The sequence below is a fragment of the Streptomyces sp. NBC_00536 genome (genome assembly GCF_036346295.1).
In the GTDB taxonomy this organism is placed as follows: Bacteria; Actinomycetota; Actinomycetes; order Streptomycetales; family Streptomycetaceae; genus Streptomyces.
Genome location: NZ_CP107819.1, coordinates 6,402,925 through 6,415,926, shown reverse-complemented (window position 1 = coordinate 6,415,926; position 13,002 = coordinate 6,402,925). Strand labels below are relative to the sequence as shown.

10 protein-coding genes are annotated in these 13,002 nt (G+C 71.3%); 4 read left to right on the top strand and 6 right to left on the bottom strand.

Annotation, left to right across the window (positions count from 1 at the left end; all coding sequences use genetic code 11):
• Window positions 1–437 precede the first annotated feature (437 nt).
• Window positions 438–1,640, top strand: a complete 1,203-nt coding sequence (locus tag OHS33_RS27895; protein ID WP_330333156.1) for a cytochrome P450 — start codon at window positions 438–440, stop codon at window positions 1,638–1,640.
• A 78-nt stretch (window positions 1,641–1,718) separates the two neighbouring features.
• Here the strand turns inward: OHS33_RS27895 and OHS33_RS27890 are convergent, their stop codons facing one another.
• The 5 genes from OHS33_RS27890 to OHS33_RS27870 form a co-directional block, all read right to left on the bottom strand.
• On the bottom strand, window positions 1,719–1,994 hold the full coding sequence (locus OHS33_RS27890) for an acyl carrier protein (protein WP_330333155.1): 276 nt from the start codon (window positions 1,992–1,994) through the stop codon (window positions 1,719–1,721).
• A 56-nt stretch (window positions 1,995–2,050) separates the two neighbouring features.
• Window positions 2,051–3,793 carry an acyl-CoA dehydrogenase gene (locus OHS33_RS27885; protein ID WP_330333154.1) on the bottom strand — a complete coding sequence of 581 codons (1,743 nt, stop codon included), beginning with the start codon at window positions 3,791–3,793 and terminating at the stop codon, window positions 2,051–2,053.
• Entirely contained in the window at window positions 3,790–5,478 is a 1,689-nt protein-coding gene (locus OHS33_RS27880) for an acyl-CoA dehydrogenase family protein (RefSeq protein ID WP_330333153.1), read from the bottom strand. The genes OHS33_RS27885 and OHS33_RS27880 overlap by 4 nt, the downstream gene beginning before the upstream one ends.
• Window positions 5,475–7,217, bottom strand: coding sequence for a fatty acyl-AMP ligase (locus OHS33_RS27875; RefSeq protein ID WP_330333152.1), 1,743 nt, complete (start codon window positions 7,215–7,217; stop codon window positions 5,475–5,477). The genes OHS33_RS27880 and OHS33_RS27875 overlap by 4 nt, the downstream gene beginning before the upstream one ends.
• 108 nt (window positions 7,218–7,325) lie before the next feature.
• Window positions 7,326–8,261: a TauD/TfdA family dioxygenase gene (locus OHS33_RS27870; protein WP_330333151.1), complete on the bottom strand. Its 936-nt coding sequence runs from the start codon at window positions 8,259–8,261 to the stop codon at window positions 7,326–7,328.
• Here OHS33_RS27870 and OHS33_RS27865 point away from each other — a divergent pair.
• Window positions 8,260–9,828 (top strand): cupin-like domain-containing protein, encoded by a 1,569-nt coding sequence (locus tag OHS33_RS27865; RefSeq protein WP_330333150.1) that lies wholly within the window; start codon window positions 8,260–8,262, stop codon window positions 9,826–9,828. The two genes, OHS33_RS27870 and OHS33_RS27865, sit on opposite strands and share 2 nt — an antisense overlap.
• 106 nt (window positions 9,829–9,934) lie before the next feature.
• Window positions 9,935–10,645: a 4'-phosphopantetheinyl transferase family protein gene (locus OHS33_RS27860; RefSeq protein WP_330333149.1), complete on the top strand. Its 711-nt coding sequence runs from the start codon at window positions 9,935–9,937 to the stop codon at window positions 10,643–10,645.
• Between the two features lie 42 nt (window positions 10,646–10,687).
• Here the strand turns inward: OHS33_RS27860 and OHS33_RS27855 are convergent, their stop codons facing one another.
• Window positions 10,688–11,125: a hypothetical protein gene (locus OHS33_RS27855; RefSeq protein ID WP_330333148.1), complete on the bottom strand. Its 438-nt coding sequence runs from the start codon at window positions 11,123–11,125 to the stop codon at window positions 10,688–10,690.
• Window positions 11,126–11,436: 311 nt separating this feature from the next.
• Between OHS33_RS27855 and OHS33_RS27850 the strand changes: the two genes are divergently transcribed.
• The gene (locus tag OHS33_RS27850) at window positions 11,437–12,996 is read left to right on the top strand and encodes an alpha/beta fold hydrolase (RefSeq protein ID WP_330333147.1); all 1,560 of its coding nucleotides are present in this window, start codon (window positions 11,437–11,439) and stop codon (window positions 12,994–12,996) included.
• The last annotated feature ends 6 nt before the right edge of the window (window positions 12,997–13,002 follow it).

Below are 13,002 nucleotides of genomic sequence, written 5' to 3'. Positions count from 1 at the left end.
CCGCGCAGGGCGCAGGCGAATTCACAGACATTGAGCAGGGTGCCGGTCGGGCTGGAATCGCGGCAATAACCACCGCTGTGACCTGCGCTTATGGCGTCGTACGCGCTGCTTGGGAACGCGCTGTCCACTGCTCAATACGTGATCACTATGGCTCAGGGCCGCGGCCCCGATCAATGCGGGGCGGCGGCCCGGAGGACCGGCTCCGTACCTGCTCAACCGGGGTCTTCGCGAGGTGTTCAAGTGCGCGGAAGCGGCGGTTGAACACCTGGGGGTCACCGTGCGCGTCCGTGCGCATCCGTGCGCGTCGGTCCGCCCGGCGGAGGTCCGCACGCCGGCGCCTTTCCCGGTCCCGGACCGTCGGCGACATTCCGCCGATCCACCGGCCGCGTGCATGATATTTCCGGCCTTGAATTCCAACGAACCTGTGAGGCATTCGCATGCAGAACGAGTCGGCCGATCCGGCGCCGCAGATCAATCTGGTGGATCCCGGGCTCTACGCGCACGGCGATCCGTTCGTGCAGTGGCGCTGGCTCCGCGCCAATGATCCGGTGTATTGGCATCCGCCGACGGAGCTTCCCGGATTCTGGGCCCTGACCCGGTACGAGGACATCCGCACCGCCTACCGCGACGCGGAGACCTTCAGTTCCGCGCGGGGCATCCTGCTCCGGCCGGCCGAGCACGGCGCGGACCCCGGTGGCGGCCGCACCCTCGCCCTGACCGACGCGCCGCGCCATCGGCAGCTGCGCGGGCTGGTGGACGAGTGGTTCTCCGTGCGCTCGATCCGCGCGCTGGAACACGAGATGTCCGACATCACCAAGAACATCGTGGACAAGGCGCTCGCACAGGGCAGTTGCGACTTCGTGTCCGACGTCGCGGCCCGGGTCCCGCTGTATGTGATCTGCAAGATGATGGGCGTGCCGGAGTCCGACTGGGAGTACCTCTACGACCTGACCAGCCAGGCCTTCGCGGCCGGCGACCCCCTCGAACGCCGGTTCGCCCACCTGAACATCCTCGGCTACTTCGAGGAACTCCAGGCGGAGAAGGCGGCGCGGCCGGGGGACGACCTGGTCAGCGTGCTGGCGACGGGTTCCGTCGACGGCGAGCGTCTCAGCCCCGACGACGTGATCCTCAACTGCGACAACCTGCTCGTCGGCGGCACCGAGAACACCCGGATCGCCGCCGCCGGCGGAATGCTCGCGTTCCTCGAACACCCGGATCAGTGGCAGCAGTTGGCGGACGATCCGGCCCTGCTGCCGTCGGCGGTGGAGGAGGTCATGCGCTGGACGTCCACCGCCACGCACATCCTGCGGACCGCCACCCGGAGGACCGAGATCCACGGCAAGACGATCGAGGCCGGTGACCCGGTCGTCTTCTGGCTGCCGTCCGCCAACCGCGACGAGACGGTCTTCGATTCCCCGGACACCTTCACCATCGCCCGCAAGCCCAACCGGCACCTGGCCCTGGGCTTCGGCGAGCACTTCTGCCTCGGCAGCATGCTGGCGAGGGTCGAACTGCGCCTGCTCTACGGCGAGTTGCTCGACCGGAAGGTGCGGGTGGAGGCGGACGGCGCGGCCACGCTGCTGGACTCGATCGTCGTCAACGGCCCGGAGAAGCTCCCCGTCAAGCTGACACTTTCCTGACCGGCAGTGCAAAAAAACGGGTCCGGCCCCGCCGCATCAGCGGCGGGGCCGGACCCGTTGTCCTCACCGGTCACCGCATCAGCGGGCGGCGAGCAGCGGGGTCAGCGCCTCGGCGATCGGGCCGATGGCGGGGTGGTCCCAGAGCAGGGTGGGCTCGACCTCGATGCCGTAGCGGTCCTCGATGTCGGCGCACAGGCTCAGCACGTACACCGAGTCGAGGCCGTACTCGGACAGCGGCAGGTTCACGTCGATGTCCTCGGCGGGAAGCCGGACGTAGGTGGCCACGCATTCGCGCAGCCAGGTGCGGACCTCTGCGGCATCGGCCGTGGCCGGGGGAGCGGTGGTGTCGGACATGGCAAACCTCCGTGGATGCGGGTTCTGGGGTGGTCGGGGCGGTCGGGCGGTCGGGCTCAGGCGCCCGTGGAGCGGCGGGCGTGGTCGAAGGTGAGACCGGCGTCGTGACGCCGGAGCAGTTCCGCGTAGAGGACCTCGCTCAGCGGCTGCGGGAGCGGGTCGTGGTGGCGTCCGGTGTGGACGCCCAGGCGGTGCAGGGCCGCGAGCACCCACGCGGGCTCGGCGCCCGGTCCCTGCCCGCCGTCCGGCCGTTCCCACCACAGGCCCAGGCAGGCCGCGGCGGCGAGCACCCCGGCCCAGCGGGTCGTCAGGTCGAAGGCGTGGGGCGGTGCGGCGGGGCCCAGCTGGTCGGGGGTCAGGCGGGCCGCCTCGGCGGACAGTGCCCGTACCTCGGCGGCGTACTCGGACGCCCGCGCGGCGATCGCACCGTCCTCCCCGGTACGCCGTTCCGCGCCCTGGAGCAGCGTGCGGGAGAGCGGGTCGCGCCCGCCCCCGGTGACCTTGAGGGCGCCGAAGTCCAGCTGCGGCAACTGCTCCCCGGGCCGGAACGTCGTGGCCGGGAGCGCCGGCCCGTCGTCCGCGCTCCAGGTCCGGCGCGCGGTCAGGGGCAGCTGCGGCAGCAGTGCGGCCTGGCACGAGACCCGGGAGGCGTGCCCGAACGCCGAGGGCAGGACGTCGCGTTGCAGCTTCTGGAAGAGCGGCTGCTCCCCGGAGCGCAGGTAGAACTGCGAGCCGAGCAGTTCGGAGAGCCTGCTGACCGCGCCCATCAGCAGCGCCGGGACGAGGAGTTTGACCGCCGAGGCGTAGACGGTGCTCTGCGCGGGAGCGGTGTGGGCCGCGCGGGCGGCCACGGTGACGAACGCGTCCGCCAGCAGCAGGTCGGCGAAGGCCTCGGCGAGCACCGTCCGGGACAGTGACAGGTCGGCGGCGGTGCCGCCGTACAGGTTGCGGCCGAGGGCCCCGCGCAGGGCGGTGCGCAGCGCGGTGTCGAGCAGGCCCAGGGTCATGCCGGGCAGCGCGATCCGCGTCAGCTGGAAGGAGCGCTGGGCCGTCTCCAGGCCGTGCCCGGGAGTTCCGACGACAGCGTCCGCCGGGACGGGGCAGTCGGTGAACTCGATGCCGCCGAGCGGTACGCCGCGCATGCCGACGGTGGCGAAGCGGGGCAGCCGGGTGAGGGCGGCCGGTGCCAGCCGCGCCGTTTCCAGCAGGAGCTGGGAGTGGCTGCGGCTGCCGGGGCCCTCGTCGGTGCGGGCGAAGAGCACCATGGCTCCGGCCCGGCCGAGGTTGGCGACCACTTCCTTGCGGCCGTTGACGAGCAGCTGCCCGTCGGGGCCGGGCAGGGCGGTCAGTTCGGCCCGTGCGAAGTCGTTGCCGTGGGCCAGCTCGTGGTAGCCGCAGGCCACCCGTCCGCCGGAGAGCAGGTGCCCGGCGAGCCAGGTCTGCTGCCGCGTGCTGCCCGAGGTCCAGACGTTGACGGCGGCCATGAAGGATCCGGTGCCGTAGCCGAGGCCCAGGGCGGGATCGCGCCGGTAGACGGCGCGCATCACCCCGATGAGGTCCTCGGGGCCGGTGAACCGGCCGCCCAGGGCCTCGGGGACGAAGTGTGCGTTCAGCCCGAACCCGTCGAGCAGCTCTTCACCGGCCGACAGCATGGCGCCTTCGGCGTCGGCCGCCAGCACCGCGTCGCGGCCGACCGGGTTTCCGGGGGCGCCCGCGTCGCCGAAGAGCGCCTCCAGCCGGTCGACCGGGTCCGGGGATGCCGCGGGGGACGTGGTCCCTGCGGGGTCGACGAGAGTCATCGGACCGGTTCCTCCACGGAGTGCGCGACTGTCGGGACGAGGGGCTCGTAGGCGTCGGACGGCGGCCGGTGGCCGGGTACCAGCAGTTCCAGGCACCGTTCCAGGGCGGCGGTCAGCACCACGGCGCGGTCCGTCCCGCCGGGTGCGGCGAGCAGGTGCAGGACGGCGGCGCCGGCGAAGCACGCCTCGAACCGCCGGGCCACCGCGAAGGCGGCGGCGGGCGCGTTCTTGCCGGTCGGCGGCAGCTCCGCCATGGCCTCGGCGACCGCTGCCGTCTGCTCGCGGAGCAGACCGGCCAGCTCCGCCGCGCGCGGCGGTACGCTGCCCGCGGCCGCCAGGTCGGCGATCCGCGCGGCGGCGTCCGGTACGGCCTGGACGATGCTGCAGCCGGTGCGGCTCACCAGGCGCAAGGCCGTGGGGTCCAGCTCGGGCAGCGGTGCCCCGCCGGTGACCGCGGCGAGCCCGGGCCCGTCGTAGGACCCCTTGCGGATCAGCCGGGCCAAGAGCGGGAACTGGGAGATGAGCAGCGAGCGGTTGACCGCCGTGCTGCCGTCGAAGACGGCCACGATCCGGTGGTCGCGCTCCAGCTTCTGGAACATGCCGTCGGCATGATGTTCCGTCAGGAAGCCGCGTGCGCCCAGGAGTTCTGCGAGATCGTCGATGACCTGCTGGACGATCCACGGCACGCCGGCCTTGACGGTCGCCGAGACGGTGCTCATCTCGCCGGGGAGTCCGTGCGCGCTGCGGCCGCCGAGCAGGGCCGCGGCGTCGGCCAGGGCCAGCGACGCGGCGGCCCGGCCCAGGACGCGCCGGGCCAGCGGCAGCAGGGCCAGCCGGGTGCCGTACAGCTCGCGCTGGGCGGCGAACTCGCCGACCAGCCGCAGCGCGTGCTCACCGGCGCCCAGGGAGAGCGCCGCGCACAGGGTGCGGGTCAGCTGGAGCGAGCGCAGGACGATCCCCAGCCCGTCGCCGACCTCTCCGATGAGGGCGTCGGCCCCGACCGGTGCGCCGGACAGGCGCAGTCCGCTGATGTCGGCGCCGCGGATCCCGTGCGTCGGCTCCTTGGCCAGCGGCTCCCACGCCCCCTGCGGGAGGGTGGACTTGTCGACCAGGAACAGACTGAATCCGCGGGGACCGCCCGCCGGATCGGTGCGCGCCAGGACACAGATGAGCCTGCCCCGGGTGGCGTTGTTGATCGGCCACTTCTCCCCGGTGATCCGCCACCCTCCGTCCGGCTCCGGGGTGGCGGTCATGGTTCCGGCCAGCAGGTCGCTGCCCACGCCCCGCTCGGTCAGGCCCCACGAGACGACCGCGTGCTCGTCGGTCACCAGCCGGGCCAGGGCCCGCTGCTGCTCCTCGGTCCCGGCCACCCAGGTGGACACGGAGCCGAGGAAGGTCTTGCCGTGCGCCACGGCGACCGTGACATCGCGCCGGGCCACCTCGCGCAACGCGTTCAGCAGCTCGGGCAGGCCGCCCGGTACCCCGCCGAGGCGTTCGGGTACGTAGGCACGCGGCAGGCCGGAGGCGTCCAGCAGCGCGCATTCCTCGTCGGGGAACGCCTCGGCGGCGTCCAGGGCGGCGCTGCGGGGCGCGCCGAAGGCGTCACCCGCGGCGGCCGCGCTCTCCATCATCTCGGCCAGTGCCGCGGGGAGCCCGGACGGCCACTGGGCTGCGTCGGCGCTCACCCGGCGGCTCCGGCCATCGCCGCCTGGACGCCGGGCGCCATCTCCTCGTACAGCGGGGCGAGGGCGCCCGCGAGGAACAGGCCGCGCATCTCGGCGCGCTGCACCTTGCCGCTGGTGGTCTTGCGGACCGTGCCGGGACGCATCAGCACGATGCCCGCGGTGTGCACGCCGAACTCGCGGTGCACGGTGGCGCGCATGCCGATGGCCAGCTCGCGCAGCTCTTCCTGGCTGAAGCGGCCGCGCACCTCGTGCACGACCACCACCTCCTCCTGCGGGGCGGGGACCGTGAACGCCGTACCGGCGAGGGTCGCCAACGGGGCGTGCGAGAGCCGCAGTTCGTGTTCGAGGTCGTGCGGGTAGAGGTTGCGGCCGTTCACGATGAGCAGGTCCTTGGTGCGGCCGGTGACGTAGATCTCGCCGTCGAGCAGCACCCCGAGGTCACCGGTGCGCATGTAGGGCCCGTCGCCGTCGGCGGTGTGGGCGCGGAAGATCTGCTCGGTCACATCGGGCCGGTTCCAGTAACCGGCCGCGACGCTCGGCCCGCGCAGCCAGATCTCGCCGGTCGTGCCGTCCTCAAGCACCTTGCGGGTCCCCGCTTCGACGATGCGCACGTCGAGGTCGGGTACGTCGCCGCAGCCGACGAGTTCGCGTACGAGGCCGCCCGGCTCGGGGTCCTGGACGATGTGCCGCTCCAGCGCCTGCGGGTCGACGGCGCGGATCCGCGGCGGCCGGGTCGAGCGGCCGGAGATGAACACCGTCGCCTCGGCCATTCCGTAGCAGGGGGCGAGCTGCTCGGCCCGGAAACCGGCCGGGCCGAAGCGCTCCGCGAACTCCCGCAGGGTGCTGGCCTGGATCGGCTCGGAGCCGTTGGCGGCGAACTGCCAGCGCGACAGGTCCAGTGCGGCGATCTGCGCGTCGGTGACCCGGCGCAGGCACAGCTCGTAGGCGAAGTTGGGCGCGGCGGAGAAGCCGATGTCGTACCGGTCGATCAGCGCGAGCCAGTGGTGCGGGCGCTTGAGGAACGCCATCGGCGACATCAGCGCGACGCTGCTGCCCAGGAAGAGGCCCGGCAGCAGCTGCCCCATCAGGCCCATGTCGTGGTAGAGCGGGATCCAGCCGCCGAAGTTGGTGTCCTCGGTGAAGCCGAGGGAACGGCTCAGACTGTCCGCGTTGTGCAGCAGGTTGGCGTGCGTGACCATGACGCCCTTGGGGTCACCGGTCGAGCCGGAGGTGTACTGCAGGAGCACCACGTCCTGGGCGGTGGCGCCGGGGTCGTGCCAGCGCGACGCGTCACCGAAGCCGGGGGCGTCGCTCGCGGCGACCGGCAGTTCGAGGCCGGTGTCGGCTATCCACTGCTGCGCCTCGGGCAGCTGGCCCATGTCGGTGAGCGCCACGCTGACGCCGGCGTCACGGGCGATCATCGTCACGCGGCGCTGCTGGTACTGGAACTGGCCCGGCATCGGCGACGGCACCGCGATGACACCGGCGTAGAGGCAGGCGAGGAACGCGGTGACGAAGGGCAGACCGGCCGGGTGCAGCAGCAGCACCCGGTCTCCGGGTGCGCAGCGCTCCTGCAGCCAGGAGGCGACGCGACGCGCCTCCGCGTCGAGTTCGGCGTAGTTCAGGCTGCGCGAGCCGTCGGCCGCGTCGAAGTCGTGGACGAAGGTGACGGCGGTCCGCTCTGCCCGGTCGACGGCGTGCCGGCGCAGCAGATGGAGCACGCTGGGTTCAAGGGTCATGCTCACAGGGTTCTCCTCTCCGCGCGGACGGACGAGCGCGGCCTGAATGGGGTGGTCTCGAATTCTGGTGAATGCCCGGCCGATCGCCCGGGAACATTACCGGCGGAACTAGGGGTGGAAGGGCTCGGCCATCGCGACGGCAATCTTGCGCGGACCGGTGAAGGGTTCCCGTCCGTGCGAGGTCAGCATGTTGTCGATGACGAGGACATCGTGTTCCCGGTAGTCGAAACGCACGGTGGCCGCTCGATAGCAGTCGCGCACGTGCTCGATGACGTCGTCGGAAATGGCACCGCCGTCACCGAAATACGTGTTCGTCGGGAGTTCCGACTCGTCGAACATTTCGAGAAGGCCTTCCCGGATCTCCGCGTCCAGCGTGGTGAGGTGGAAGAACGCGGCGTGATTGAACCACACCTCGTCACCCGTGACGGGGTGGTGGTGGACCGCCTTCCTGACCGCCGTCGTCCGCAGGGCGTCGTTCGGCAGCCATTCCGCTTGGATGTCGTTCTCGGCGCAGTAGGCCTCCACGGCCGCGCGGTCATCGGTGTTGAAGACGTGCTGCCAGGTGAGCCCGATGCCGGGACGGAAGTTGCGCACCACGCGCCAGCCGCGCCGGGTGAACTCCTCGCGCACGGTGCCGTCGAGCCTGGCCAGTACCTCGCGGGTGCTGGCCAGGGACGTCGCCCCGAGCGTCAGCGGCGGCTGAGCGCAGTAGAAGTACAGCGCCATGGGCCAAGCCTGCTGGTAGGAGTTCTCGTTGTGCAGGAAGATCTCTTCGTTCGGGGGGTAGTCCGTGGACGTGTACACCTGCCCCTGGATCGCGCTGCGCGGCGAGGAGCGCTCGGTGTAGGTGAGCGGGTCTCCCGACAGCTCGCGGACGACGGAGTCGAAGGCGCTCACGTCGGGGACGGAGAACCCGCGCAGGAGCAGCGCCCCGTGTTCGAGCAGGGAGGCGCGCAGGCTCTCGCGCCGGTCCTTCACCCGCTCGACGAGGCTCTCACCTCCCTCCGCCTCGATCACGAGCGGAAATTCTGTGCTGTGGCTCATGCGTTGGGTGTTCCCTTCCGAAGCGATACGCGAGCCGCGTGAATTCCTCGTCGCTCGGGAGCAATTCATTGTCTGTCGCGGCGTGATCGAGCAGCCCAGGGCTCGGCCCCTGCGGAGTGTGCCGCAACAGGCGGACGGACCGCCACCCCCATTGACCCGGTCAACCGCTCGACCCGATCAACTGCGGCACCCGCGCCGGTTGAACGCGCGGGAAGAACACGCGGGAAGGACCGTTCGGGAAGAACGCACGGGAAGAACACAAGTGATGACGGCGGAACTTGACCCCGGTGTCCGGCCATTGTGCGATCGGCCGCCGATACGTAGCATGCGATCTTCATCGCGTATTCTGCCGGAATGGGGATCTGTCATGCAGGGAGCCCGATCACTGGGGCATGTGGAAGTCGTTTCTTCATTCCCTGAAGAGCCCATCGCTCGCGCCGCGGTTCTCACCACCACACCGCTGATTATCCGCGGCACCGGGGCGCTCGACACGATGCGGAAATGGACTCCCGAATACGTCTCCGAACGCCTGGGCGACCGTGAGGTACCGGTCGCCATCGCGGACGCGGACGGCTCGTTCAGGTACAACACCGCGGCGCGCGAGGGCCTGCGCTACGAGCCGATGCGCGGCTCGCGGCTCGCAGCCGAGTTCCGGGACACGGCGAGCGGCCGCCGGCTCAGCATGCAGCAGATGTCGATCCCGAACGCGCTGGTCGAACTGCGTGACGACCTGAGCATTCCCCCCTACATCCCGGGCGACGTCATCACCGACATCAATCTGTGGATGGCATCGGAGTCGTCGAACACCCCGCTGCACTACGACAACATGAACAATCTGTTCGCGCAGCTCGACGGGCGCAAGAGGTTCCTCCTCTTCAACCCGTCCCAGAGCGACCTGCTCTACCCGGGGCCGCTCGACATCCGCACCCGGCACCTGAGCGGTGTCGACGTGGCGGACCCCGACCTGGAGAAGTTCCCCGAGTTCGCGCGGGCGGAGTACTGGGAGGCCCTCGTCCTGCCCGGTGACCTGCTCTTCATCCCGGCCTTCTGGTGGCACCAGGTCTCCGCGCCGGACATCTCGGTGTCGGTCAACTACTGGTGGCGCGCGGACGTACGGGACTGCGCCTGCCCCTCGTACTTCCGGCAGCTGTACCTGGACCTCGTCATGGCGGACGTCCGCGGCCTGTTCGTGACCCACGACCTCCGCGCCCTGGGCAACGGCTCCGCCGCCGTGCTCGCCCTCGCGGAGCAGGCGATCGGGCACGGCGAACCCGGGGTCGCGGCGCGGCTCTGCGGCGGAGCGATCGTGGCCGCCGCGAAGGACGCCTGTGCCGAGCAGGGCATCGCACCCGACGGGGGCATCGACGACGCGTTCGCGGAACTGGAGAAGCTCTCCGTGTGGTCCGCGGAGGATGCCGACCTGGCGCGCCACGGCATGGCCGTCGCCACGGCCGCGCACCCGGGCGGGAGCGTCCCCGCCCCGGACGTCCTGCGGATCATCGAGCGGCTCCGCGTGTCCACCTTGACGTGGGAGTATCCCGCGCGGGCCGGCGGCGGCCGACCGTGATCAGGCGGGCCAGGTGGAGCTGGTTCCGGGTCATGAAGCTGGTGCTGTGGTTGGTGATGTCCCTCTCGGGCCCGCCGGAGCCGGGAGTGTCCGCTGGCAGGCGCGCGTGATCACCGACGTGTTCCCCGCAGGGGTCGCCGCGGTCGAGGTGTTCGGCGCGCCCCTTCCCACCCCGTCCCTCTTCGCACAGGAAGCGCGGCTGGTGGAAGGGGCCGTGGAACGCCGCCGCAGCGATTTCGCCACCGTCAGGGCGTGCGCCCGACAGGCCATGGGCCGGCTCGGCTTCCCCCCGGCGCCGATCCTGCGCGGGCCGCGCGGGGAGCCGTTGTGGCCTCCCGGCCTCGTCGGCAGCATGACGCACTGCGACGGCTACCGGGCGGCCGTGGTGGCCCGCAGCGGGGACATGACCTCGCTCGGAGTCGACGCCGAGGTCAACGAACCGCTTCCCCGGGAGGGCATGCTGGCGATCGTCACCACGGCGGAGGAACGCGCCTGGCTGGCCCCGCTGATCGAGCGACGCCCCGACGTCGCCTGGGACCGGCTGGTGTTCAGCGCGAAGGAGAGCGTCTACAAGGCGTGGTACCCGCTCACCGGGCTCTGGCTCGACTTCCAGGAGGCGGTCATCACGGTGGACCCGGACGCCTGCACCTTCACGGCGCGCCTGCTCGTCCCCGGCCCCGTGGTCGGTGACGTCCGCCTCACCCACTTCACCGGCCGCTGGACGGTACAGCGCGGCTTCCTGGTAACGGCGATCGCCCTCGCCGCCCCCTCCAGAGAACCCACGAGGCACCCCCCGTCCTTGACCACGGTCAGCTGAACCCCCTTCGGAGGAATCATGTGATCACACCCACCACAGCGGTCAGAGGCTGCCGCCGCCCATCAGCTGCCCGATGGCGGCGAGCTTCGGTCGAAGTCCGTCCGCGGCCGGCAGCGCGTCCACGGAGGCGGCCGCCGCGTCGCGTCCCAAGTGGTGGGTGATCGAACCGACACTGAAAGCGAGGTCGTCCCTGCCCGCGGCCGGGAAGCAGGCGGAGAAGCTGGGGTACGCCGCTCCGTTCCCCACGGTGCGCCCGGCCGCCACGGCGTGATCGAGCAGCGCGAGAGCGACCTGCCGCCGCTCCGATCCCCGCTTCTGCAACGCGACGTCCAGGTCGGCCCGGGTCCATTTGCGCCCCGCCTGGCCGGCCCTCGACTGCGTCTTGTTCGCCGTGGCCACCTCGCCGTGGACCCGTGGGACCAGCACCCGCCGGTCACCGCTGCCCCGGTACTGGGTCCGCGCTGCGCTTCTCGCGGTCATCGCCGGTCGCGTTTGCCTGCGGCCCTACGGCTCCGGTCAGGGCGACCGCGACCGCCCCGGCGGCGCACGACGACGCCATCCGATCCACGGACACACACCACCCTCCTTCTCTCCTTGGAACGAAGAAGCGGCGGTGCGGACGGAACGCACGTGATCCACGCTATCGGGTGGCGCGCAGACGCGCACCAGGGATCACTCCGGGTGCGCGGGCGACAGCCACCCGGTAGCGTCGAGAAGGTGTGTTCCGCCCAGACCGCTGCGCCATCGGCCCGGCAGGGCCGCCGCCGATGCCGGCAGAGGAACGAGATCCCATGCCACAGCACAGCATCCACGCGGTGACCGCCTCGGCCGCCGCGGCCGCTCTGGTCTGCCTGGCAGCAGTCGGCACCACACCCAGCAGCGCAGCGCCGGCACCGGCCCGGTCCACCGGGCGGCCCAGCCCGGCAGCGCCCCGGTTCGTGCCGGGCGCCTGTCCGAAGACGCCCGAGCCCGTCGAAGCGCTGAGTGACGCCAAGTGCGGCTTCCTGGAGGTCCCCGAGAACCGCTCCCACCCCGACAGCCGCACCATCAAGCTGGCCGTGGCGAGGATCCCGGCCGCCTCGGACAAACCCGCCGCGGAACCCGTGGTGTTCATGGCGGGCGGCCCCGGCGCCGACACCTTCGACGACATCCCGTTCCTGATCGACTCCGGCCTGAACAAGGACCGCGAGCTGATCGTCATGGCCCAGCGCGGCAACCTCCACGACCAGCCGAACCTCGCCTGCCCGGAGGTCGACCGGTTCAACGAGAAGGCCGTGGGCCTGGGTTACGACGCACCGCAGGCGCAGCAGATCATGCTGAAGGCGGTCACGGACTGCCGGGCCCGCCTCGTGGCCGACGGAGTCGACCTGAGCGCCTACAACAGCACCGAGAACGCCGCCGACTTCGCCGACTTGCGCAAGGCGCTGGACATCCCCCAGTGGAACGTCTATGGGTACTCCTACGGCAGCAACCTGGCCCTGACCTACCTGCGCCTGCACCCGGAGGGAATCCGCTCGTTCGCGATCGACTCGGTCGCACCTCCCCAGGACCTGACCCTGCCGTGGGGATGGGCCGGCGCCGCCGAGGGAATCCACAACATCTTCGAGGCGTGCGCGGCGCAGCCCGCCTGCAAGGACCGCTACCCGGACCTTCCCCGACTGCTGACGGAGCAGGTCCGCAAGCTGGAGGCGCACCCCCTGACGCTGAACGTCATGCCGCCGGACGGTGGGAAGCCGGTCAAGACCGTCCTCGACGGGGGCGCCCTGCTGAACCTGATCGTCGCCTTCACTCCCCGGCCCAAGGACATGCCCGCAGCCCTCGATGAACTGAGCAAGGGGAACCCGAAGCGCTTCGCGCAGGCCCGCGCGGCCGGGTCGGTCCAGAAGGTCGGCGAGTTCGCCCACGGCCTGACGAACTCGATCGCGTGCGGCGAATGGGCGCCGGGCCACTCGGAATCCGACGTGCTGAAGGCGGGGCGGAAGGCCTTCCCGGGGTGGCCGGACACGGTCCTGGCCCAGGCTCCGCAGCTGCCCTTCCAGTACCCGATGTGCGGGATCTGGAACGTTCCGGACCACGCGGCCGTCCAGCGGGTGCCCACGGTCAGCTCCGTGCCGGCGCTCGTCGTCTCCGGCACCTTCGACGTGAAGACCGGGGCGAGCTTGGCCAGGGGCGTGACCCGCAACCTGTCCCGCTCGACCGCCATACAGGTCCCCGGAATCGGCCACTGGGTGGTAGCGCAGTCGCCGTGCGCGCAAAGCGTGCTGGCCTCCTTCTTCGCCAACCCGACCGCGCCCGACACGCGTTGCGTGGACGATCTCCAGCCCCAGCCGTTCACGATCATCCCGAAGTGACCGGGA